Source organism: Falsiroseomonas stagni DSM 19981, from assembly GCF_900114315.1.
Lineage (GTDB): Bacteria > Pseudomonadota > Alphaproteobacteria > Acetobacterales > Acetobacteraceae > Falsiroseomonas > Falsiroseomonas stagni.
In genome coordinates this window covers 114,593-132,810 of the sequence record NZ_FOSQ01000001.1, presented here as the reverse complement: position 1 = coordinate 132,810, position 18,218 = coordinate 114,593, and the positions used below count along the sequence as shown (strand labels likewise).

22 protein-coding genes are annotated in these 18,218 nt (G+C 69.7%); 6 read left to right on the top strand and 16 right to left on the bottom strand.

Annotated elements, in window-relative coordinates; translation table 11 throughout:
* Positions 1 to 11: 11 nt before the first annotated feature.
* The 16 genes from BM041_RS00600 to flgF form a co-directional block, all read right to left on the bottom strand.
* Positions 12 to 560 carry a chemotaxis protein CheW gene (locus BM041_RS00600; RefSeq protein ID WP_245761864.1) on the bottom strand — a complete coding sequence of 183 codons (549 nt, stop codon included), beginning with the start codon at positions 558 to 560 and terminating at the stop codon, positions 12 to 14.
* A gap of 85 nt (positions 561 to 645) precedes the next feature.
* The gene (locus BM041_RS31715) at positions 646 to 3,726 is read right to left on the bottom strand and encodes a methyl-accepting chemotaxis protein (protein ID WP_092953954.1); all 3,081 of its coding nucleotides are present in this window, start codon (positions 3,724 to 3,726) and stop codon (positions 646 to 648) included.
* A gap of 23 nt (positions 3,727 to 3,749) precedes the next feature.
* On the bottom strand, positions 3,750 to 4,241 hold the full coding sequence (locus BM041_RS00590) for a chemotaxis protein CheW (protein ID WP_092953951.1): 492 nt from the start codon (positions 4,239 to 4,241) through the stop codon (positions 3,750 to 3,752).
* Complete coding sequence (locus BM041_RS00585; RefSeq protein ID WP_092953948.1) at positions 4,238 to 6,253, bottom strand: chemotaxis protein CheA; 2,016 nt, start codon at positions 6,251 to 6,253, stop codon at positions 4,238 to 4,240. The genes BM041_RS00590 and BM041_RS00585 overlap by 4 nt, the downstream gene beginning before the upstream one ends.
* Before the next feature lie 3 nt (positions 6,254 to 6,256).
* Positions 6,257 to 6,622, bottom strand: coding sequence for a response regulator (locus BM041_RS00580; RefSeq protein WP_092953945.1), 366 nt, complete (start codon positions 6,620 to 6,622; stop codon positions 6,257 to 6,259).
* A 1-nt stretch (position 6,623) separates the two neighbouring features.
* Positions 6,624 to 6,926, bottom strand: coding sequence for an STAS domain-containing protein (locus tag BM041_RS00575; RefSeq protein WP_092953942.1), 303 nt, complete (start codon positions 6,924 to 6,926; stop codon positions 6,624 to 6,626).
* Positions 6,927 to 6,999: 73 nt separating this feature from the next.
* The gene (locus BM041_RS00570) at positions 7,000 to 8,082 is read right to left on the bottom strand and encodes a methyl-accepting chemotaxis protein (protein WP_092953940.1); all 1,083 of its coding nucleotides are present in this window, start codon (positions 8,080 to 8,082) and stop codon (positions 7,000 to 7,002) included.
* An 84-nt stretch (positions 8,083 to 8,166) separates the two neighbouring features.
* Positions 8,167 to 8,910 carry a flagellar type III secretion system pore protein FliP gene (fliP, locus tag BM041_RS00565; protein ID WP_092953937.1) on the bottom strand — a complete coding sequence of 248 codons (744 nt, stop codon included), beginning with the start codon at positions 8,908 to 8,910 and terminating at the stop codon, positions 8,167 to 8,169.
* Complete coding sequence (locus BM041_RS00560) at positions 8,910 to 9,185, bottom strand: hypothetical protein (RefSeq protein ID WP_092953934.1); 276 nt, start codon at positions 9,183 to 9,185, stop codon at positions 8,910 to 8,912. Before BM041_RS00560 ends, fliP begins: the two co-directional genes overlap by 1 nt.
* Before the next feature lie 77 nt (positions 9,186 to 9,262).
* Positions 9,263 to 9,643, bottom strand: coding sequence for a hypothetical protein (locus BM041_RS00555; RefSeq protein WP_092953931.1), 381 nt, complete (start codon positions 9,641 to 9,643; stop codon positions 9,263 to 9,265).
* Positions 9,640 to 9,945: a rod-binding protein gene (locus tag BM041_RS00550; RefSeq protein WP_092953928.1), complete on the bottom strand. Its 306-nt coding sequence runs from the start codon at positions 9,943 to 9,945 to the stop codon at positions 9,640 to 9,642. Before BM041_RS00550 ends, BM041_RS00555 begins: the two co-directional genes overlap by 4 nt.
* 5 nt (positions 9,946 to 9,950) lie before the next feature.
* A complete protein-coding gene (locus tag BM041_RS00545) occupies positions 9,951 to 11,048 on the bottom strand; it encodes a flagellar basal body P-ring protein FlgI (protein ID WP_092953925.1) in 1,098 nt (365 codons plus the stop codon).
* Between the two features lie 2 nt (positions 11,049 to 11,050).
* Positions 11,051 to 11,767, bottom strand: a complete 717-nt coding sequence (gene flgH, locus BM041_RS00540) for a flagellar basal body L-ring protein FlgH (protein ID WP_092953922.1) — start codon at positions 11,765 to 11,767, stop codon at positions 11,051 to 11,053.
* Positions 11,764 to 12,753, bottom strand: coding sequence for a flagellar basal body P-ring formation chaperone FlgA (gene flgA / locus BM041_RS00535; RefSeq protein WP_092953919.1), 990 nt, complete (start codon positions 12,751 to 12,753; stop codon positions 11,764 to 11,766). Before flgA ends, flgH begins: the two co-directional genes overlap by 4 nt.
* Positions 12,753 to 13,538, bottom strand: a complete 786-nt coding sequence (flgG, locus tag BM041_RS00530) for a flagellar basal-body rod protein FlgG (RefSeq protein ID WP_092953915.1) — start codon at positions 13,536 to 13,538, stop codon at positions 12,753 to 12,755. Before flgG ends, flgA begins: the two co-directional genes overlap by 1 nt.
* A gap of 22 nt (positions 13,539 to 13,560) precedes the next feature.
* Positions 13,561 to 14,304 carry a flagellar basal-body rod protein FlgF gene (flgF, locus tag BM041_RS00525; protein ID WP_092953912.1) on the bottom strand — a complete coding sequence of 248 codons (744 nt, stop codon included), beginning with the start codon at positions 14,302 to 14,304 and terminating at the stop codon, positions 13,561 to 13,563.
* Positions 14,305 to 14,545: 241 nt separating this feature from the next.
* Here flgF and BM041_RS00520 point away from each other — a divergent pair, with 241 nt between their 5' ends.
* The 6 genes from BM041_RS00520 (at position 14,546) to BM041_RS00495 (ending at position 18,156) form a co-directional block, all read left to right on the top strand.
* The gene (locus tag BM041_RS00520) at positions 14,546 to 15,037 is read left to right on the top strand and encodes a flagellar basal body-associated FliL family protein (protein ID WP_092953909.1); all 492 of its coding nucleotides are present in this window, start codon (positions 14,546 to 14,548) and stop codon (positions 15,035 to 15,037) included.
* Positions 15,034 to 16,176, top strand: coding sequence for a flagellar motor switch protein FliM (gene fliM / locus BM041_RS00515; RefSeq protein ID WP_092953906.1), 1,143 nt, complete (start codon positions 15,034 to 15,036; stop codon positions 16,174 to 16,176). Before BM041_RS00520 ends, fliM begins: the two co-directional genes overlap by 4 nt.
* Positions 16,173 to 16,601 carry a DUF6468 domain-containing protein gene (locus BM041_RS00510; protein WP_092953903.1) on the top strand — a complete coding sequence of 143 codons (429 nt, stop codon included), beginning with the start codon at positions 16,173 to 16,175 and terminating at the stop codon, positions 16,599 to 16,601. The genes fliM and BM041_RS00510 overlap by 4 nt, the downstream gene beginning before the upstream one ends.
* Positions 16,598 to 17,200, top strand: coding sequence for a MotE family protein (locus BM041_RS00505; RefSeq protein WP_092953900.1), 603 nt, complete (start codon positions 16,598 to 16,600; stop codon positions 17,198 to 17,200). The genes BM041_RS00510 and BM041_RS00505 overlap by 4 nt, the downstream gene beginning before the upstream one ends.
* Positions 17,201 to 17,261: 61 nt before the next feature.
* Complete coding sequence (locus BM041_RS00500) at positions 17,262 to 17,648, top strand: chemotaxis response regulator CheY (RefSeq protein ID WP_092953897.1); 387 nt, start codon at positions 17,262 to 17,264, stop codon at positions 17,646 to 17,648.
* The gene (locus BM041_RS00495) at positions 17,641 to 18,156 is read left to right on the top strand and encodes a hypothetical protein (protein ID WP_092953894.1); all 516 of its coding nucleotides are present in this window, start codon (positions 17,641 to 17,643) and stop codon (positions 18,154 to 18,156) included. Before BM041_RS00500 ends, BM041_RS00495 begins: the two co-directional genes overlap by 8 nt.
* Positions 18,157 to 18,218 lie beyond the last annotated feature (62 nt).

The following is an 18,218-nucleotide window of genomic DNA, read 5'->3' as shown; positions in this document are numbered from 1 at the left end:
CGCTGACGTCGTCAGGACAGGGTTGCGGGCATGCCCGGCGCCAAATCGGCGTCCGGCAGATTGAGAAGGTTGTCGAGCGAGACGAGGGAGACCATGGCGCCCTCACGCGGGATGAGGCCCGACAGCAGCCGTTCCGGCACGCTCATGCCGACTTCCGGCACGGGCCGGACTTCCTCCGCGCCGACGGTGATGATGTCGGACACGCTGTCCACCAGCAGCCCCGCCATCCGCGTCGCCGTCTGGATGATCACCACCACATGCATCGCCGTCACCGCCGTCTGTCCCAGCCCGAAGCGCGACCGCAGGTCGAGGATCGGCACGATGGTGCCGCGCAGGTTGATCACGCCCCGCACCCAGGCCGGCGCGTGCGGCAGCGCCGTCGTCTCCGACCAGCCCTTGATCTCCCGCACCGACAGGATGTCGATCCCGTATTCAGCATCGCCCAGCGTGCAGGTGACGTATTGCGCCACCATACCGCCAGCGCCGGCGCCTGCCGCCATCGCCAGGCCGCGTGCCTGCGCATCGATCCCGGCCATCCGGGGCTGCACCGAAATCTGCATCACAGTCTTCCCGCCTTGGGCCGGTGCCGGATGTCCCGCCACCGCACCCGGTTCCTGCGCGATCGACAACGTCCCCGCGGGGGCGTCAGAATGCCCGCCAATCGGCATCACCATCCCGTGCCGCGACCCGGGCGGGTCGCCGCGCCGCCGGTGGTGGCGCCTCTGCCGGTACCGGCCGCTTCGGAGCAGGCTTTGCTGCCTGTCCTTCCGCGATGCTGAAGGCAGACACCATCTGCATCAGCGTATCCGCCTGCTGCTCCATCGACTTCGCCGCGGCCGCCGCCTCCTCGACCAGCGCGGAGTTCTGTTGTGTGATCTTATCCATTTGTGCGACTGCGACGTTAACCTGCTCGATCCCCGCCGATTGTTCCTGCGACGCGGCCGAGATCTCCGCCATGATGTCCGTCACACGCTTCACGGAGGTCACGATCTCCTCCATCGTCTGGCCGGCCGCGCCGACGAGCTTGGAGCCGCTGTCCACCTTCTGGACGCTGTCGGAGATCAGCGCCTTGATCTCCTTTGCCGCGTTGGCGCTGCGCTGCGCCAGGCTGCGCACCTCCGCCGCCACTACCGCGAAGCCGCGGCCCTGGTCGCCGGCACGTGCCGCTTCCACCGCCGCGTTCAAGGCCAGGATGTTGGTCTGGAAGGCGATCTCGTCGATCACCCCGATGATGTCGCTGATCTTGCGGCTGGACTGCGTGATGCCGTCCATCGTCCGCACCACCTCCGTCACCACCACTCCGCCACGCGTCGCGATCTCGCTGGCCGAGGCGGCGAGCTTGTTGGCCTGCACGGCACTCTCGGCATTCTGCTTCACCGTGCTGGTCAGTTCCTCCAGGCTCGCGGAGGTCTCCTCCAGGCTCGAGGCCTGTTCCTCCGTCCGCTGGGCAAGATCCGCGTTGCCCGTGGCGATCTCCCGCGATGCGGTGGTGATCGTGCCGCAGCTCTCGGTCATCGCGGTCAGCACGCTGGTCATCGTCTCCAGCAGCCCGTTGACGCCGCCGCACAGCGCACGGATCTCACCCGCCTTGCCGTCGAGCGGCACACGGCGCGTCAGGTCATTCGCCTGCGCCGCGGCAACAACCTCCTGCGTCTCGCTGACGGCGAGGCGCAGCGTCTCGCCGAAGCGGAACTGCGCCGCCATGCCGTCCACGATGCGGTTGAGACCATCTGCAAGGCGCGCGATCGGTCCTTCGACGCCCTCGGCCGGAACACGGCGGGTGAAGTCATTGGCCAGCGCCGCGCTGACCGCTTCCTCCGCCTTGCCGACCGTCACGGCCAGGGCCCGCTCGGCCAGCACCTCGGCCGTCACGTCGCTGGCGTACTTCACCACCTTGAAGGGCCGGCCATTCAGGTCGAGGATCGGATTGTAGCTCGCCTGGATCCAGATCTCCCGCCCGCCCTGGCCGATGCGCCGGTACCGGCCGGCATCATACTCGCCGGCGCCCAGCTTCTCCCAGAAGGCACGATAGGCCGGCGTATGCCGCTCCGCCGGATCGACGAACATCGAATGGTGCTGGCCGCGGACCTGGTCGAGGGTGTAGCCGAGGGTCGCGAGGAAATTCGCGTTGGCGGTCAGGATGCGGCCATCGAGGCTGAATTCGATGACGGCCTGCGCCTTGTCGATCGCCGCGATCTGTCCCCGCAGATCGGCTTCCTGCAACGCCGCGGCGGTGACATCGGTGGCGTATTTCACCACCTTGATGGGCTTGCCATTGGCGTTCAGGATCGGATTGTAGCTGGCCTGGATCCAGACCTCGCGCCCGCCCTTGCCGATGCGGCGATAGCGCCCGGCGTCGTACTCGCCCAGTGCCAGCTTGTCCCAGAAGGCGCGATAGGCCGGCCCCTGCCGATCGACCGCATCGACGAACATCGAGTGATGCTGGCCGCGGATCTCCTCCATCGTATAGCCCAGCGTCGCGAGGAAGTTCTCGTTGGCGTCGATGACGCGGCCGTCGAGCGTGAACTCGATGACCGCCATGACCTTGCTGATGGCGGTCAGCCGGCCGGCGGCCTCGGCTTCCCGCTCGCATACAGCCGTCACGTCCGTCGCATACTTCACCACGCGAACGGGCTTGCCTTCCGCATCCAGGACGGGGTTGTAGCTGGCCTGTAGCCAGACCTCGCGCCCGTCCTTGGTCAGGCGCCGATAGCGCCCCGCATCATGCTCCCCGCGCGCCAGCTTCTCCCAGAAGGCGCGGTAGGCGGGCGCCTCGCGATCGGCGGCATCGACGAAGATCGAATGATGCTGGCCACGGATCTCCGCCAGCGTGTAGCCGACCAGGGTGAGGAAATTGGCGTTGGCATCCACCACGCGTCCATCGAGCGCGAATTCGACCGACGCCATGGCGCGATCCAGCGCCGTCATCCGGCGTGACAGATCCGTCTGGCGCGTGATGTCGCGCCATTCGACCAGGCGCTGCGACGTGCCCTCCAGCGGCATCACCGCGACGCTGAAGCGGGCGTCGCCGATATCGACCTCCGCGCGATGGCCACCACGGCGACGGGACAACAGTTCGCGCGGCAGGCCATCCAGCTGCGTACCTTCCAGCGTAGCGGGATCGGCCTCCGGCCACCGGGTGCGGAAGGCGGCCGCATGGTCGCGCAGCATCGCATGGGCGGCCTCATTCGCATGGCGGACGACGACATCGTCATCCACGAGCATCATCGGCAGGGCCGACTGGGCGATGGCGGCGCGATCGACAAGGCCGCGTGCCTCGGTCGCCGCCGCGGCCGTCAGGTCCCGGGCGAGGACGGCGATGGTTCGTGCCGCACCCTCATCCGCCGCCATCACGGCTGCGGAGAGTTCAAGCAGCACGCCGGCGCCGCCCGCGCCCTGGTGCCATAGCCGGGCCACCGTGTCCCGACCCTGCGCCAACTGGTCGAGGAAGCGTCGATAGGTAGCGCCATCCCGCTCTGCCAGTGTCAGCAGCGCGGCATGGGGGCGATCGGCGACAGCCGCCGGCGCAAGGCCCAGCAGCGCGGCGAAGCGGTCATTGGCCTCCAGCACCAGGCCGTCGGCCGACAGGGTCAGGCAGGCCTCGGCCCGCTGGATCGCTGCCTGGGCAGCCACCAGCCTTCGCATCTCCGCGCGGCGATCCCGGCCTGACCGGCGATCCGTGAAGCCGACAGGCAGCAAGGCCCTGGCGGCGCGTCCCATGAACATCGCTTTTCTTCCTCAGTCACGTGTTATTGGGCCGGCGTCGTTTCGGCGTCCGGCAGGTTGAGAAGGTTGTCGAGCGAGACGAGGGAGACCATGCCGCCCTCGCGCGGGATCAGGCCGGCGAGCAGCCGTTCCGGCACGCTGGTGCCGATCTCCGGCACGGCGCGCACTTCCTCCGCGGCGACGGCGATGATGTCCGACACGCCGTCCACCAGCAGCCCGGCCATGCGCGTCGCGGTCTGGATGATCACCACCACATGCATCGCGGTCGTGGCCGTCAGCCCCAGGCCGAAGCGCGCCCGCAGGTCCAGGATCGGCACGATGGTCCCGCGCAGGTTGATCACGCCCCGCACCCAGTCCGGCGCATGCGGCAGGGCGGTCGTCTCCGACCAGCCCTTGATCTCCCGCACCGACAGGATGTCGATCCCGTACTCCGCATCGCCCAACGTGCAGGTGACGTACTGCGCTTCAGCCGTCGCCGAAGGCCCGCTGTCCGGCCGTGTGGCGAGGACGCTCAATGCAGCACCGCGGCGGCCGGCGGGGCATGGCGGGTGGCGGCGCCGCGGTCCGTCGTCTCCGCGAGCCCGGCGACATCGAGGATCAGCGCCACGCGCCCATTGCCGAGGATCGTGGCGCCGCCGATGCCCGGGATGCGGCCGTAATTGCCTTCCATGCTCTTCACCACGACCTGGTGCTGACCGACGAGGTCGTCGACCAGCAGACCGACGCGCCCGGCATGATCGGTCTCCGCGATCACCACGATACCGCGCGACGGATCGAGGACCGCATCGGCGACACCGAAGGCGCGATGAAGGGCGAGAAGCGGGATGTAGGCACCGCGGATGGAGAGCACCTGGCCACGCCCCACGACATCATGGATGTCCTGCGGCCGGGGACGCAGGCTTTCGACGATGGAGGCGATGGGCAGGATATAGGCTTCCCGCCCCACCGAGACGACGAGGCCATCCAGCACCGCGAGGGTCAGCGGCAAAGAGAGCACGAAGCGCGATCCCTGCCCGAAGCGTGACTCCACCGCGATGCGGCCACCCAGAGACTGGATGTTGCGCCGGACGACATCCATGCCGACGCCACGACCCGAGACGGCGGAGACGACGGCGGCAGTGGAGAAGCCCGGCATGAAGATCAGCTCATCGACCTCGTTATCCGTCAGCACGGCGTCGGGCGCGACGATCCCCCGTTCCTTCGCCCGCGCAAGGACGCGGGCGCGGTCGATGCCGCGGCCATCGTCGCTGAGTTCGATCAGGATGCGACCGCCCCGCTGTTCGGCGGACAGATGCACCGTGCCCTGGCGCGGCTTGCCGGCAGCCTCCCGCACCTCCGGTGTCTCCACCCCGTGGTCCAGGGCGTTGCGCAGCAGATGCGTGAGCGGATCGGCCAGTTGCTCCACCACCGTCTTGTCGATTTCCGTCGCCTCCCCGGTCACGACAAGGCGGACATCCTTGCCGAGTTGCGCCGACAATTCGCGGACGAGGCGCGGCATGCGGGAGAAGACGGATTTCACGGGCTGGGTGCGGATGGCCATGACGCCCTCCTGCAGCTCCCGCAGGTGCTGGGATAGCGTCTCCAGCCCCGCGACCAGGCCGGGGCAGGCTTCCGGCGGCACGGCGTTACCGATTTGGACGAGCATCGCCTGGTTGATGACCAGCTCCCCCACCAGGTTCACCAGCCGGTCGACCTTGGCGACATCCACGCGCACCGACTGGACAGCCGCGGCCTGCTCCGTCCGCGGTACAGCGGTCGGGGCCGCCGCCATGGGCGGCGCGTCGGACGGCGCATCGACGGCCTCCGTGACCGTCCGGCCCAGGGGCTCGATGGTCAGATCGCATTCATCAACGACGAACTCGAAAATCTCCTCGACCTCGGCACGGGGCACCGGCGCGGCCAGGTCGAGCGTCCAGGCGAGGCAGGCGTCCTCGGGCTCCAGCACTTCCAGCCCCGGCAGTCGGCCCAGATCGACGGAGACGGAGACCGGGCCCAGTGCCCGAAGCGCACGGATCAGCAGCAGCGGTTCATTGGCATGGCGGAACAGCGCGGCATGCGGCCGGAAGATGATCCGCCAGCCCGCGCCGTCCGTCGCGGCGGGCGTAAGCGCGGTGGCCGGCAGGCCGGTCTTCATGGCGCGGCCTGGCGATTCCACCACCGCGGCGAGCGCGGCGATCAGACCTTTCTCGAAGCCCTCGGGCATCGCCTCGTCACGCTGCTCGGCCCCCAGCAGGTCCGCCAGCGCATCCGTCGCCTTCAGCAGAAGCGCCATGCGATCAGGCGTGCTGGCCAGGCTGCCATCGCGCAGATGATCCAGCAGCGTCTCCATGACATGCGCCAGGCCGACAAGGCGGGTGAAGCCGAAGGCGCCACCGCCGCCCTTGATGGAATGGATGGCCCGGAACAGGGCATGCATCGTGTCACCATCCGCGCGGTCCTCGGCAAGGGCCGACAGCTGCGCATAGGCGCTTTCCAGCAGTTCGGCGCTTTCCTCGAAGTAGGTGGCGCGGAGGTGATCAAAGCTCATGGCTCAGCCCGCGACGCGCTTGACGACATCGACCAGCTTGTCGGGATCGAAGGGCTTCACGAGCCAGCCGGTGGCCCCGGCGTTCTTACCCTCCATCTTCTTCCCGGAATCGGATTCCGTCGTCAGCATCAGGATCGGCAGCGACCGGCATTTCGGGTCGGCCCGCAGCGCGCGGATCAGCGCCACGCCGTCCATCACGGGCATGTTGAGGTCGGTGATCACCACATCCACCGGCCTTGACTGCAACGCCGACAGTGCCTTCTGGCCGTCCTCCGCCTCGCTCACCTCGAACCCTGCCTTGCGCAGGGTGAAGGAGACCATCTCCCGCATCGTCCGCGAATCATCGACGGTCATCACACGCTTCGCCATGTCACCTGTCCCCTTCAAGGGCCTTTCCCAATCCAAGATCCTCGATCGCATCGACCATCGCGGCCGATGGATGTTCCAGCCGGAAGACGATGCCGCGCGCCCGCGCCGTGGCGGCCGCGGCGGCCAGCACCTGCAGGCATGGCGTCATCGCGCGTTCCACCGCGCCGCCATCGACGCGGATCGGCCCGTCGGGCAGCAGGGCACGCAGCGCCGCCGCCAGGGACTCCGCCGCCGCCAGGTCCAGTTCCGGCGGCAGGCGATAGGCTTCGTGGCTCGGGGGCGTCGTGATGTCCGCGTCAGTCATTCATTCCATCCCGTCGGCCTGTGCCGGCGCCGCGTGCCGCACGGCACGTGAAAACAATCCGCCACAGGGCGGGTCAAAAAAGCTCGATGTCCCCCGCGCCCTCGGCCTCGTCGACCAGGGGCCCGCCCTCGTCATGCAGCAGGCGATTGAGGAAACGCTGCCGGACGCTGCTCAGGGATTGCTGGTCCAGCATCCGCCGCAGCAGCGGACCATCGGCCCGGACATGCGGCGCGAGGCCCGGCAGGGCGCGCATCGTGTCCGCCTGCAAGGCCCCCGCCGCCTCCCCGATCGCGCCCATGGCCTCGACCACATGGGTCAGGTGCTGGGTCGTGCGATCCTGGAACTGCGTGCCGGTCACGAGGCTGTCGACGATCGAATCGATGCCGGCCGCGGCGTCGCGCGCCTCCGACAGCGTCTCCGACAGGGCCCGGTTCTGTTCCACCATGCCGGCCATCACCGCGGCGAGCCTCGCCTGGCCATTGCCGACTTCCGCATTCTCGCCGCCTGCGATGCGCGCCAGGTCCAGCCGGGCGGCGCTGACGCCGCGGCCGGCGGCGGTGATGCGTTCATGCACCAGGCGCGACGTCGCGTTGGTTTCCTTGGCCAGTTCCTTCAGCTCATGCGCGATGACCTTGAAGGTCCCGCCGGCGCCTTCGGCGCGATGCGCCTCGATCGTGGCATTGATCGCGACGAACTGCGCCTGGCGATTGATCGCCTCGATCCTCGTGACGCATTGCTCGACACCGCGCACCTCGCGCGTCACCTCGTCCAGCGCCTTCATCATGCGCGCGGCCTGTGCGGCGGCATCGAGCAGGCCGCTGACGGCCCGCCCCAGCATGGCCTCGACGAAGGCCGTCGCCTCCGCCAGCGGCATAGGGCGCCCCTCCACCTCAATCATGCGCGCTATGGAGGCCACGCGCTCGACCCGCGCCGTCTGCGCTTCCGCCGCTTCCGCCAACTGCCTGAACCGGGCGCTCAGCATGACAGTGCTGTCCTCGATGAGGCGGGAGGAAGCGGTCACCTCCTCCGTCATCGCGATGAAGGCGCGGCGCTCGATCTCACCGAGTTCGACCCATTGCGCCAGGAGGGCCTCCGCCGCACCCGATCGGGCGGCCGGCGTTGGTTCCGGCGGGTTGGGCGGGTCATAGGGGGGCACGGGACATGTCCGCTGGTGGGGTGGCGACCCAGCCTGCGAGACAAGTGTTTAGCCTTTGTTGATTCCCGTCTGGCGCGACATTTCTCAACCGTTACCGACGCCGAAGCCCTGCACGAGGCTGCCCGCGATCAGCTGCCAGCCATCGACCAGCACGAAGAAGACGAGCTTGAAGGGCAGGGAGATCGCCGGCGGCGGCAGCATCATCATGCCGAGGCCCATCAGCACGCTGGCCACGACGATGTCGATGATAAGGAAGGGCAGGAAAAGGAGGAAGCCGATCTCGAAGGCGCGGCGCAACTCGCCAACCATGAAGGCGGGGACCAGGGCGCGCCAGGGCACTTCCTCGCCAGCCGCCGGCACGCGCAGGTTCGCGAGGTCGAGGAACAGCGCCAGGTCGGCGTCGCGCGCATGGGTCACCATGAAGGCGCGGAACGGTTCCGCAGCCGCCTTCAGCCCCGCAATCTCATCCAGCGTTCCCTGCGACATCGGCTGCAGGCCGAGGGCCCAGGACTGCTCCAGCACGGGCTGCATGACGAACCAGGTCAGGAACAGTGCCAGGCCGATCAGGACAGGGTTCGGTGGTACGCCCTGCGCACCGATCGCGCTGCGCAGAAGCGACAGCACGATGATGATGCGCCCGAAGGCCGTCGCCATCACCAGCAGGGACGGTGCCAGCGACAACAGGCCGATCAGGGCCGTCAGCTGCACCAGCCGCGCGGTGGCGCCAGCGCCGCCCTGCTGGCCCATGTCGATGTTCACGCTCTGCGCCAGCGCCAGGCTCGGCACCAGCAGGAGCATGCAGGCCAGGAGGATCAGGATGCGGCGCATCAGCCCTCCCCCGCCTGCGACGTTGTTGGAAGGGGCATGAGCACGTCCTGCGGGCCGCCGGTCAGCAGCAGCATCGGGCGGTTGTCGCAGCGCAGCAGCAGCAGGCGGCGCCGGCCGTCGATCGGCAACGATCCCTCGACTGCCAGGCGGCGCGTGCCGCTGCCGGCGGCCGCCGGCGCCCAGCCGAGGCGTCGCAGGCCGCGCGCGAGCAGCATGATGAGGATCAGGACGCCAGCCAGCGCAGCCAGTGCCGTCCCGATCGATTGGGGGTCCATGAAGCCGGCCTCCTGCCGTGCCAGTCGATGGACCTGAAGGAGAACCCTGGCCGTTTATTCGCTGTTAACCACGCGGATCAGGCGCGGACGGAGAAGGCGACCGCGCCGGCACCCGGACGCGCGGGGCGCGCATAGCCGGGCATGCCATTGCCTTCCGGCCTCGTGGCGACGCGCGCGATGGCCTTCACAACGCGGGCCTGCAGCGCCAGCGCATCCTCCAGCGCCGCGCGGTTGGCGGCGGCGCTGTCGCGCAGCCCGTCCACCAGCATCGCGACGCGGTGATCCAGCGGGCCGGCTGTATCGAGGCTTGCGCGGGCCTTCACGAAATCCTCCACCGCGATGGTCTTGGCGGGCTGCAACGCCGCGGCGGCGCGCAGGTCGCGGGCCTTCAGCGCGGCCGTCTCCTCCCGCAGCAGGGCTTCCAGGACCTCGGCGGCCTCGATCAGGGTCATGCTCATCGGCTGTTCCTTTGCATCTCACGCAGCACTGACTCGGCCAGGCCCAGTCCGCCCTGGCGTGCGACGGCATTGCCCATTTCCTGCACCAGCATGGGGCGCCACTGCGCCTCCCCCGGCCCGCCGGAGAACAGGCCCTTGCTGTCGAGGCCGGCAAACATTGGCTGGAGCAGCGCACCCAGCACCTGGCCTTCGAAGTTCTGCGCCGCGGTGCGCTGCGCGGCGGTGGTCGTCCCCGCCGTGGGCGGACGGGGCGCGTTGATGGCGGGCATGGTGCCGCCGGGCGGTCGCGATGCGATTTCCATGGCCGCTACCTCACTTCCAGTTCGGCTTGCAGGGCGCCGGCCGCCTTGATGGTCTGCAGGATCGAGATCATGTCGCGCGGCCCGACGCCCAGCTGGTTCAGCCCCTGCACGAGGTCCTGCAGCGTGGTCCCCCCACGAAGGATGCCGAGCCGCCTTTCGTTCTGGTCGTCCACTTCGATATTGGTCCGGGGCACCACCACGGTCTGACCGTTGGACAGGGGCCCGGGCTGGCTCACCTGCGGCGTTTCCGTCACGCGGATGGTGAGGTTGCCCTGCGCGATGGCCACGGTGGAGATGCGGACATTCGCGCCCATGACGATGGTGCCGGAGGCTTCCTCGATTACCACGCGCGCGACGTTGTCGGGCTCCACGCGCAACTGCTCGATCTCCGCGATGAGGCCGATGGCGTCGCGGCCCGCGAGGGTGATGGTGACGCTGCGCGGATCGGTCGCGCTGGCCGGGTTGCCGGGGGCGAAGCGGTTCACTGCGGCGGCAATGCGCCGCGCCGTGGTCAGGTCCGGGTTGCGCAGCGCCAGGCGGACGACGGGGCGGGAGGCGAAGGCGAAGGGCACTTCCCGCTCCACGATCGCGCCATTGGTGATGCGCGCCGCCGTCGGCACGCCGCGCGTGACGGAACTGGCCGCGCCGCGCGCCGCGATGGCGCCGGTGGCGACGGCGCCCTGCGCCACGGCATAGACTTCGCCATCCGCGCCCAGCAGCGGCGTCACCACCAGCGTCCCGCCGGTCAGGTTCGTGGCATCGCCCAGCGCGGAGACGGAGACGTCGATGCGGCTGCCGGTGCGGGCGAAGCCCGGCAGGTTCGCCGTCACCATCACGGCCGCGACGTTGCGCGTCTCCAGCTGGCGTTCCTGGTCGCGCGTATTGACGCCGAGGCGTTCCAGCATGCCGATCAGCGACTGGCGCGTGAACACCGCGTTGCGCAGGCGGTCACCCGTGCCGTTGAGACCGACGACCAGGCCGTAGCCCACCAGCTGGTTGTCGCGCATGCCTTCGACATCCGCGATGTCCTTGATGCGCACGCCACCCTGGCCCAGCGCGGGCAGGGAGACGAGCAGACCGAGCAGGAAGATGAGGCTGCGCATGGTCAGAACGGCAGGATGATGTCGAGCAGCTGCTGCCCGTAGCGGGGCTGCTGCACATCGCTCATCGTGCCGCGTCCGCCATAGGCGATCCGCGCTTCCGCCAGGCGGTCATGCTTCACCGTGTTGTCGCTGGCGATGTCCTGCGGCCGGATGATGCCGGAGACCTGGAGGTCCCGCAGTTCATGATTGACCCGCACCTGCTGGCGCCCCGCGACGACGAGGTTGCCGTTCGGCAGGGCCTGCGTGACCGTGGCGGCGACGCGCAGCGTGACGGTTTCCGTCCGCTGGATCTGGCCGGAGCCGGCGGAGGAACTGTCGGAGGCGCCGGAGACGAGGCGCGACGGGTCGATCCCCCCCGGCAGCAGGCGCGCATAGCTGGACTCGATGCCGAGGATGCGCGGCAGGCCCAGTGATTCGGTGTTGGCGCGCGACCGTTCCGTGGTGTTCTGCAATTGCGCGCGATCCTCGATGGCGACAAGGACGGTGACGAGGTCGCCGACTTGGGCCGCGCGCTGGTCGCGCAGGAAGGTGCGGCTGCCCTGGCGCCACAGCGAATTGGCCTCCGCCGGCGCGGTCTGCGCGGCTGGCATCGGCATGCTGACCGGGCGCGAGCCCGGGTTCTCGATCGGCGCCATCGAAGGCGCGCGGCCCAGTTCCGACAGCCGTTCCGAACAGCCCGCCAGCGACAGGACCAGGATAAGGGGGAGGGCGGGCTTCATCTTGAGGCTTGTTCCCTGCGGTTGACGCGGGCGGCGATGGCGGGGGGCAGGCTGGTGGCGGGCGCGGTGCCGATGGCGCGGGCGCGGCCCGGGCCCAGCACCTCCGCCTGCACGACGCTGCCGGTGCCGAGGTTGAGGACAAGGACGGTCCGCCCGCGGAGCCCGTCCTCCAGCGCGCGGGCCTGCGCGATGAGCGTCAGGCCGGGCGCCTGATGCGTGAGCTGCACGATGGAATCGCGCGCGATGACCGGCACGGCCACGACATCGGCGACGGCCAGCGCCTGGCCAGCGGCGAAGGCGCGGCGAAGGCGCTGGCCCACGACCAGATCCGCATCCTCCGCCGCATTCGTGGCGGCGCGGTCCACCGCCTGGCGCGTGACGCTGACGTCCGCCGGCATCACCATCTCCCCGGCCCGCAAGGCCCGGGCGGCGACGACGACATCGCGCATGGCGACGGCGCGGCCGCTGACACGCTGGTTGAAGGTGGGCATGCCCTCCGCCACCACGACCAGCGTGGCGGAGAAGCGACGCGTGGCGCCATCCCACAACGCGCCATCGACGGCGATGCGGGCATCCGGCGCGCCCGCGGGCAGGTTGGGGGGCTGGAAGCCGGGGATGTCCAGCTCCAGCTCCGGATCGGCGCCCAGCGCCACCAGTTCCAGCCGCAGCGGTTCCAGCACTTCCTCCCGCCGCATGGCGCGTCCGGGGCGTTCCACGACCACACGCTCATCGCCCACCATCGGGCGCCAGGCCAGGCCGAAGTCGCGCGCGATGGCGGCGAGTTGCGGTGCCTCCACCACGAAGCGCCGGCCCGGCGCGGGGGCGGGGCCGAGCGTCGCATCGGCGCGCGGGCCCGCATTCTCGAAGATGTCGCCCAGCGTCACGACCGAGGCTTCCACCACCGCCTGCGCGCGCGGCGCTGGGCCCTGGGCCAGCGCCGGCAAGGCAAGCAGCGACAGCGCGAGGATGGACGACAACGCGCGCATCAGCGCATCCGCGTGAGGGTGGACAGCATCTCGTCACCCGCGGTGATGACCTTGCTGTTCATCTCATAGGCGCGCTGCGCGGTGATGAGGTTCGTGATCTCCTGCACCACGTTCACGTTGCTCGACTCGAGAAAACCCTGCTGGATCTGGCCGTAGCCGACCGCGCCGGGCACGCCCGGCTGCGCCTGACCGGAGGCGGGGGTGGCGAGGAAGAGGTTGTCCCCCGTCGCTTCCAGCCCGCCCTCATTCGGGAAGATCGCGACCTGGATCTGGCCGACATTCTGCGGCTGCACCTGGCCATCGAGCTTGACCAGCACCTCGCCCGCCGCGTTGATCGTCACGTCGCGCGCCGCGGCCGGCACGACGATGCCGCCGGCGACGGGGAAGCCATCGGCCGTGACGATCGTGCCATCCGGCGCCAGGCCGAAGCTGCCGGCGCGGGTATAGGCGGTCTCGCCGGACGGCAGCGTGATGGGGAAGTAGCCATTGCCGCGCACCGCCAGGTCGAAGCGGTTTTCCGTCTGCGTCAGGCTGCCCTGTTCGGAGATGCGGTAGATCGCCGCCGTGCGCACGCCGAGGCCGAGCTGCGCGCCGGAGGGCAGCACCGTGCCCTGGTCGGAGCTCTGCGAGCCCGCGCGGCGCAGGTTCTGGTAGATCAGGTCCTGGAATTCGGCGCGGCGGCGCTTGTAGCCCGTCGTGCTCATATTCGCGATGTTGTTGGAGATGACCTCGACGTTGGTCTGCTGGGCCTGCAGGCCGGTCGCGGCGATATCGAGTGCGCGCATGGCGTTTTCGGTTCCTGTTCGTTCAACGGCGACGGAGGATGCGGTCGACGGCGGTGCCGAGCCGCTCGCTTTCCTTTTCGATGAATTGCGCGGCGAACTGGAATTCACGCAGCCCCGCGGTCAGCCGCGTCAGCTCCGCCACCGGGCTGACGTTGGATTCCTCCACGGCGCCCTGCACCACGCCGGGTGCCTCGACGGGCAGCGCATCCACGCCCTGCGGCGCGTTGAACAGGCGGCTGCCTTCGGCCTGCAGGCGCTGCGCATCCTCGAAGCGCACCACGCGCAGCCTGCCGATGGGCCCGCTCTCGCTTTGCAGCGTGCCATCGCCCTTCACCTCGATCCGCACATCGCCGGGCGGCAGGGTCAGCGGCTGGCCACCCTCGCCCAGGACGGCGTTGCCCTCCGCGTCCACCACGCGGCTGTCGGGAGACAGGGTGAAGTGGCCGGCGCGGGTGAAGCGTTCGCCCCGCGGCGTCTCCACCGCGAAGAAGCCGTCGCTGCCCAGCGCCAGGTCCAGCGGATTGCCGGTCTGCCGCAGGCTGCCGGCCGACATGTCGCGCCAGGTGGCACGGTCCTGCGTGAAGGCCAGCTGGTCGCCGCCCGTCGGCGTCTCCGCACCGGACTGGCGGGACAGTTGCTGGGCGAAGATGGTCTGGCTGGCCTTGAAGCCCGGCGTGCCGGCATTGGTGATGTTCGCCGCCAGCACATCCGTGGCGCGCGATTGCGCCGCCAGGCGTGACAGGACGATGTAGCCAGGCGTGTCCATGCGCCGCGGTCCTTCCTGGTCGCATCCCCCGAAGCCGGGCGATGCGCGATGGGGCAGGCGGTCGGGATCTTCGCGACCGCCTCGTCGGCCTTCCGGCCAGCAAGGGTCCACGGCAGCTCTTCCGCCTCGGCTCTCGATCTACGGTTCAGTTGTTGCCGGGGTCTGAAGGGGCGTTCCGCCGGGCAAGGACACGTTAACAGCCGGGGCATAGATCGATCCTGCATTCCAGGACGGGGGCCCCATGACCGACGGCGCAGCAGCAGCGAAGGACGCACCGGCGAAGAAGGGAAAGGCGCGCCTCCTCATCATCGGCGCTGCCGTGGTCCTGCTGGCCAGCGGCGGGGCGGGTGCCGCCTTCTTCCTGAAGCTCGGCCCCTTCGCCGGTGGTGGCGCCCCGCATGAGGAAGCCGGCGCGACCCAGGCGGCGCCGCCGGTCTTTGTCGAGATTCCCGACATCGTCGCCAACCTGAATGCCGGCGCGCGCCGGCAATCCTTCGTGCGCCTCAAGGCACGGCTCGAGGTCGCGCGGCGGGAGGATGTGGCGATCGCGACCGCGGCCATGCCGCGCCTGCAGGACCTCTTCACCACCTATCTGCGGGAGATGCGGCCGGAGGAACTCCGCGGCAGCATCGGCACGCAGCGGCTGCGCGAGGAGCTGCTGGCCCGCGCCAATCTGGCGACGCGCGCCGGCACCGTCACGGATGTCCTCTTCGTCGAACTGATCGTGCAATGAGCGACGAGCCGACCCTTCCCGCCGCCGAGGAACCCGCGGAGGATGATTGGGGCGCCGCCCTGGCCGAGGCCGGGGAGGATGACCTGGCCGCCCAGGCAGCGGCGGAGCGCATCCTGCTGGAAGCACCCCCCCTGCCCGCCGCGGCGGAGCCGACGCGGGTGCTCAACCAGGCCGAGATCGACAGCCTGCTCGGCTTCGGCAGCGGCAATGGCGGCGACGATGGCGGCGGCAGCGGGATGGAGCGCGTCATCGCGCGCGGCCTCGTTTCCTACGAACGCCTGCCGATGCTGGAGATCGTCTTCGACCGGCTGGTGCGCATCCTGTCCACCACGCTGCGCAACTTCACCTCTGACACGGTCGAGGTCTCGATCGACGAGATCCAGTCGCTGCGCTTCGGGGACTACCTCAACTCCATCCCCCTGCCCGCCATGCTGTCCGTCTTCAAGGCGGAGGAATGGGACAATTACGGCCTGGTCGTCGTCGATTCAGCGCTGATCTATTCGGTGGTGGACGTGCTGCTCGGCGGACGGCGCGGAACCTCGGCCATGCGGATCGAGGGCCGCCCCTACACCACCATCGAGCGCACGCTGGTGGAGCGACTGGTCAATGTCGTGATGAACGACCTGTCGGAGGCCTTCGCGCCGCTCTCCCCCGTGCGCTTCAAGTTCGAGCGGCTGGAAGTGAACCCCCGCTTCGCCATGATCTCCCGCTCCTCCAACGCCGCCGTGCTCGTGCGCCTGCGCATCGACATGGACAGCCGGGGCGGTGAGCTGCAGCTGATGCTGCCCTATGCGACGCTGGAGCCGGTGCGCGACCTGCTGCTGCAGCAGTTCATGGGCGAGAAGTTCGGCCGCGACAGCATCTGGGAAACACATCTGGCCGAGGAGTTGAGGCAGACGGGCGTCGCACTCGACGTCGTGCTGGATGAGCAGAGCATGGCCCTTTCCGATGTGCTGCGCCTGCAGGTTGGCGACCAGATCCTGCTCAGCGTCGGCCCCGGCGCGCCCGTGCGGCTGCGCTGCGGGGAGACGTCGCTGTTCGAGGGGCTGGTCGGGCGCCGCAACGACCGGCTGGCGGTGCGGATCGAGAATGTGCTGGCGCGCGAAGACGCCGGCCGGGCGGCGGAGGAAACGGCATGAACATGGCGATGATGGAGTGGCTGCTGGAAGCTGCGCTGGTGGTGGGCATCGTCGCCGCCCTGCCGGCGGCGCTCCGGCTGGAACGCGCGCTGAGCGGCCTCAGCAAGGACAAATCCGTCGTCATGGACAGCGTGCGCGGCTTCGCGGAAGCGACGAAGCAGGCGGAATCCTCCATCGTGCGCCTTCGTGCGACGGCCGACAGCGCATCGCGCAGCGTGGCGGAACAGGTGCAGGCCGCGACGGCGCTGCGCGATGACCTCCGCTTCCTGACGGAACGCGCGGGCGTGGCGGCGGACCGCCTGGATACCAGCCTGCGCGGCGGGAACCGCGGCCCGGCGCAGGAGCCCGCCGGCACCACCGCCATCCCCCGCGCGCGCGCCGAGCAGGAGCTGCTGCGCGCCATCAGCCGGAGCCGCAGCGCATGAACGCCGCCAATGCCGTGCGCGTCCTCCTCGTCATCGCGGGCTTCCTGCTTGGGCTGAAGGGCATGGCGCTGGTCCGCGATTTCCCGGGCATGACGGGGGCCCTGACGGGCTTCTCCGCCCCCGCCATGGCGGCCGATCCGCCGGCCGCCGCGGCGCCCACCCTGGCACCCGCGCCCGCCGCCGCCGCGCCTAGCGCGACCGATGCGATGGCCGCGGGCCTGCGCGCCCGGCGCGAGGCGCTGGAGGACCGGGAGCGCGCGATCGCCACGCGGGAAGCGCTGCTGGCGGTGGCCGAGCAGCGCCTGGCCGCGCGGCTTGCGGAGCTGACGGCCCTGCAGGGGCGCCTGGAACAGGCCGATGTCGATGCGCGGGAACGCGAGGAATCGCACTGGCGAACCATGGCCAAGCTGTACGAGACGATGCGGCCGCGCGAAGCCGCCGCCGTCTTCAACGAGCTCGACCTGCCCGTCCTGGTGCAGGTCGTCGAACGGATGAACGACCGCAAGGCCGCCCCCGTTCTCGGCGCCATGCTGCCGGACCGTGTCCGGCAGCTCACCGTCGAACTCGCCCGCCTCCGCGCCGCACGCCCCCCCGCCTGACCGCGGTCGCGTGACTCATACGGCCTGAAAACGCCGCCTGAACAGAAGGGACAGGACTGCCATGACCATCGACCGCAACATGAAGGTTCTCGTCGTCGACGACTACAAGACGATGACGCGCATCATCCGCAACCTGCTGAAGCAGATCGAGTTCAACGAGACCGATGAGGCGTCCGACGGGCATGAGGCGCTGGCCAAGCTGCGCGCCGGCAATTTCGGCCTGGTGATCAGCGACTGGAACATGCAGCCGATGACGGGCCTCGACCTGCTGAAGGAAGTGCGCGCCGATGCGCGGCTGAAGCACCTGCCCTTCATCATGGTGACGGCGGAAAGCAAGACCGAGAACGTGGTCGCGGCCAAGCAGGCCGGCGTGTCCAACTACATCGTGAAGCCCTTCAATGCGGAGACGCTGCGCGACAAGATCGAGAAGGTGCTGGTCCATGCCTGACCAGGCGCCACCCGTCGCGATCCGGGGCGACCTGGACACGACCGTCCAGTCCTTGATGTCGGAGCTGGATGCGCTGAGCCGCATCATCGCCGATGCACGGCAGGAAGTCGCCGCGCTGCGGGCCGATGATTCGGATGTCGCCGACATACCCGGCGCGACGGATGAGCTGGCGGCCATCGTCTCCCACACCGCCCAGGCGACACATGAGATCCTGGACAGCTGCGAGGCGCTGGAAACGGTAGCCGCCCGCGTCGGCGACGTGGATGCCGATGTCCTCCAGCACGCGATCACGCGGATCTACGAGGCGTGTTCCTTCCAGGACATCACCGGCCAGCGCATCGCCAAGGTCGTGGCGGCGCTGCAGGCGGTGGAACGGCGGATCGCACGGGCGCGGCAGGGGATTCCCGACCGCATCCCCGCGATCGCCGCGGCGGCCACGCTGCTGAACGGCCCGCAGCTGCCGGGCAACGGCATCAGCCAATCCGCCATCGACGCGTTGTTCGACTGAGGGCACGGGCGCAGCGCCGCCCGCGGCCCTGTGCCCCTTCCTGCCCCATCGCCGGGGCTCGC

Excerpts from the sequence above, each read along its gene's own strand:
- BM041_RS00600 (WP_245761864.1), bottom strand. The coding sequence starts at position 560 with ATGCAGATTTCGGTGCAGCCCCGGATGGCCGGGATCGATGCGCAGGCA.
- BM041_RS31715 (WP_092953954.1), bottom strand. The coding sequence starts at position 3,726 with ATGTTCATGGGACGCGCCGCCAGGGCCTTGCTGCCTGTCGGCTTCACG.
- BM041_RS00585 (WP_092953948.1), bottom strand. The coding sequence starts at position 6,253 with ATGAGCTTTGATCACCTCCGCGCCACCTACTTCGAGGAAAGCGCCGAA.
- BM041_RS00580 (WP_092953945.1), bottom strand. The coding sequence starts at position 6,622 with ATGGCGAAGCGTGTGATGACCGTCGATGATTCGCGGACGATGCGGGAG.
- BM041_RS00575 (WP_092953942.1), bottom strand. The coding sequence starts at position 6,926 with ATGACTGACGCGGACATCACGACGCCCCCGAGCCACGAAGCCTATCGC.
- fliP (WP_092953937.1), bottom strand. The coding sequence starts at position 8,910 with ATGCGCCGCATCCTGATCCTCCTGGCCTGCATGCTCCTGCTGGTGCCG.
- BM041_RS00560 (WP_092953934.1), bottom strand. The coding sequence starts at position 9,185 with ATGGACCCCCAATCGATCGGGACGGCACTGGCTGCGCTGGCTGGCGTC.
- BM041_RS00555 (WP_092953931.1), bottom strand. The coding sequence starts at position 9,643 with ATGAGCATGACCCTGATCGAGGCCGCCGAGGTCCTGGAAGCCCTGCTG.
- BM041_RS00550 (WP_092953928.1), bottom strand. The coding sequence starts at position 9,945 with ATGGAAATCGCATCGCGACCGCCCGGCGGCACCATGCCCGCCATCAAC.
- BM041_RS00545 (WP_092953925.1), bottom strand. The coding sequence starts at position 11,048 with ATGCGCAGCCTCATCTTCCTGCTCGGTCTGCTCGTCTCCCTGCCCGCG.
- flgH (WP_092953922.1), bottom strand. The coding sequence starts at position 11,767 with ATGAAGCCCGCCCTCCCCCTTATCCTGGTCCTGTCGCTGGCGGGCTGT.
- flgA (WP_092953919.1), bottom strand. The coding sequence starts at position 12,753 with ATGCGCGCGTTGTCGTCCATCCTCGCGCTGTCGCTGCTTGCCTTGCCG.
- flgG (WP_092953915.1), bottom strand. The coding sequence starts at position 13,538 with ATGCGCGCACTCGATATCGCCGCGACCGGCCTGCAGGCCCAGCAGACC.
- flgF (WP_092953912.1), bottom strand. The coding sequence starts at position 14,304 with ATGGACACGCCTGGCTACATCGTCCTGTCACGCCTGGCGGCGCAATCG.
- BM041_RS00520 (WP_092953909.1), top strand. The coding sequence starts at position 14,546 with ATGACCGACGGCGCAGCAGCAGCGAAGGACGCACCGGCGAAGAAGGGA.
- fliM (WP_092953906.1), top strand. The coding sequence starts at position 15,034 with ATGAGCGACGAGCCGACCCTTCCCGCCGCCGAGGAACCCGCGGAGGAT.
- BM041_RS00510 (WP_092953903.1), top strand. The coding sequence starts at position 16,173 with ATGAACATGGCGATGATGGAGTGGCTGCTGGAAGCTGCGCTGGTGGTG.
- BM041_RS00505 (WP_092953900.1), top strand. The coding sequence starts at position 16,598 with ATGAACGCCGCCAATGCCGTGCGCGTCCTCCTCGTCATCGCGGGCTTC.
- BM041_RS00500 (WP_092953897.1), top strand. The coding sequence starts at position 17,262 with ATGACCATCGACCGCAACATGAAGGTTCTCGTCGTCGACGACTACAAG.
- BM041_RS00495 (WP_092953894.1), top strand. The coding sequence starts at position 17,641 with ATGCCTGACCAGGCGCCACCCGTCGCGATCCGGGGCGACCTGGACACG.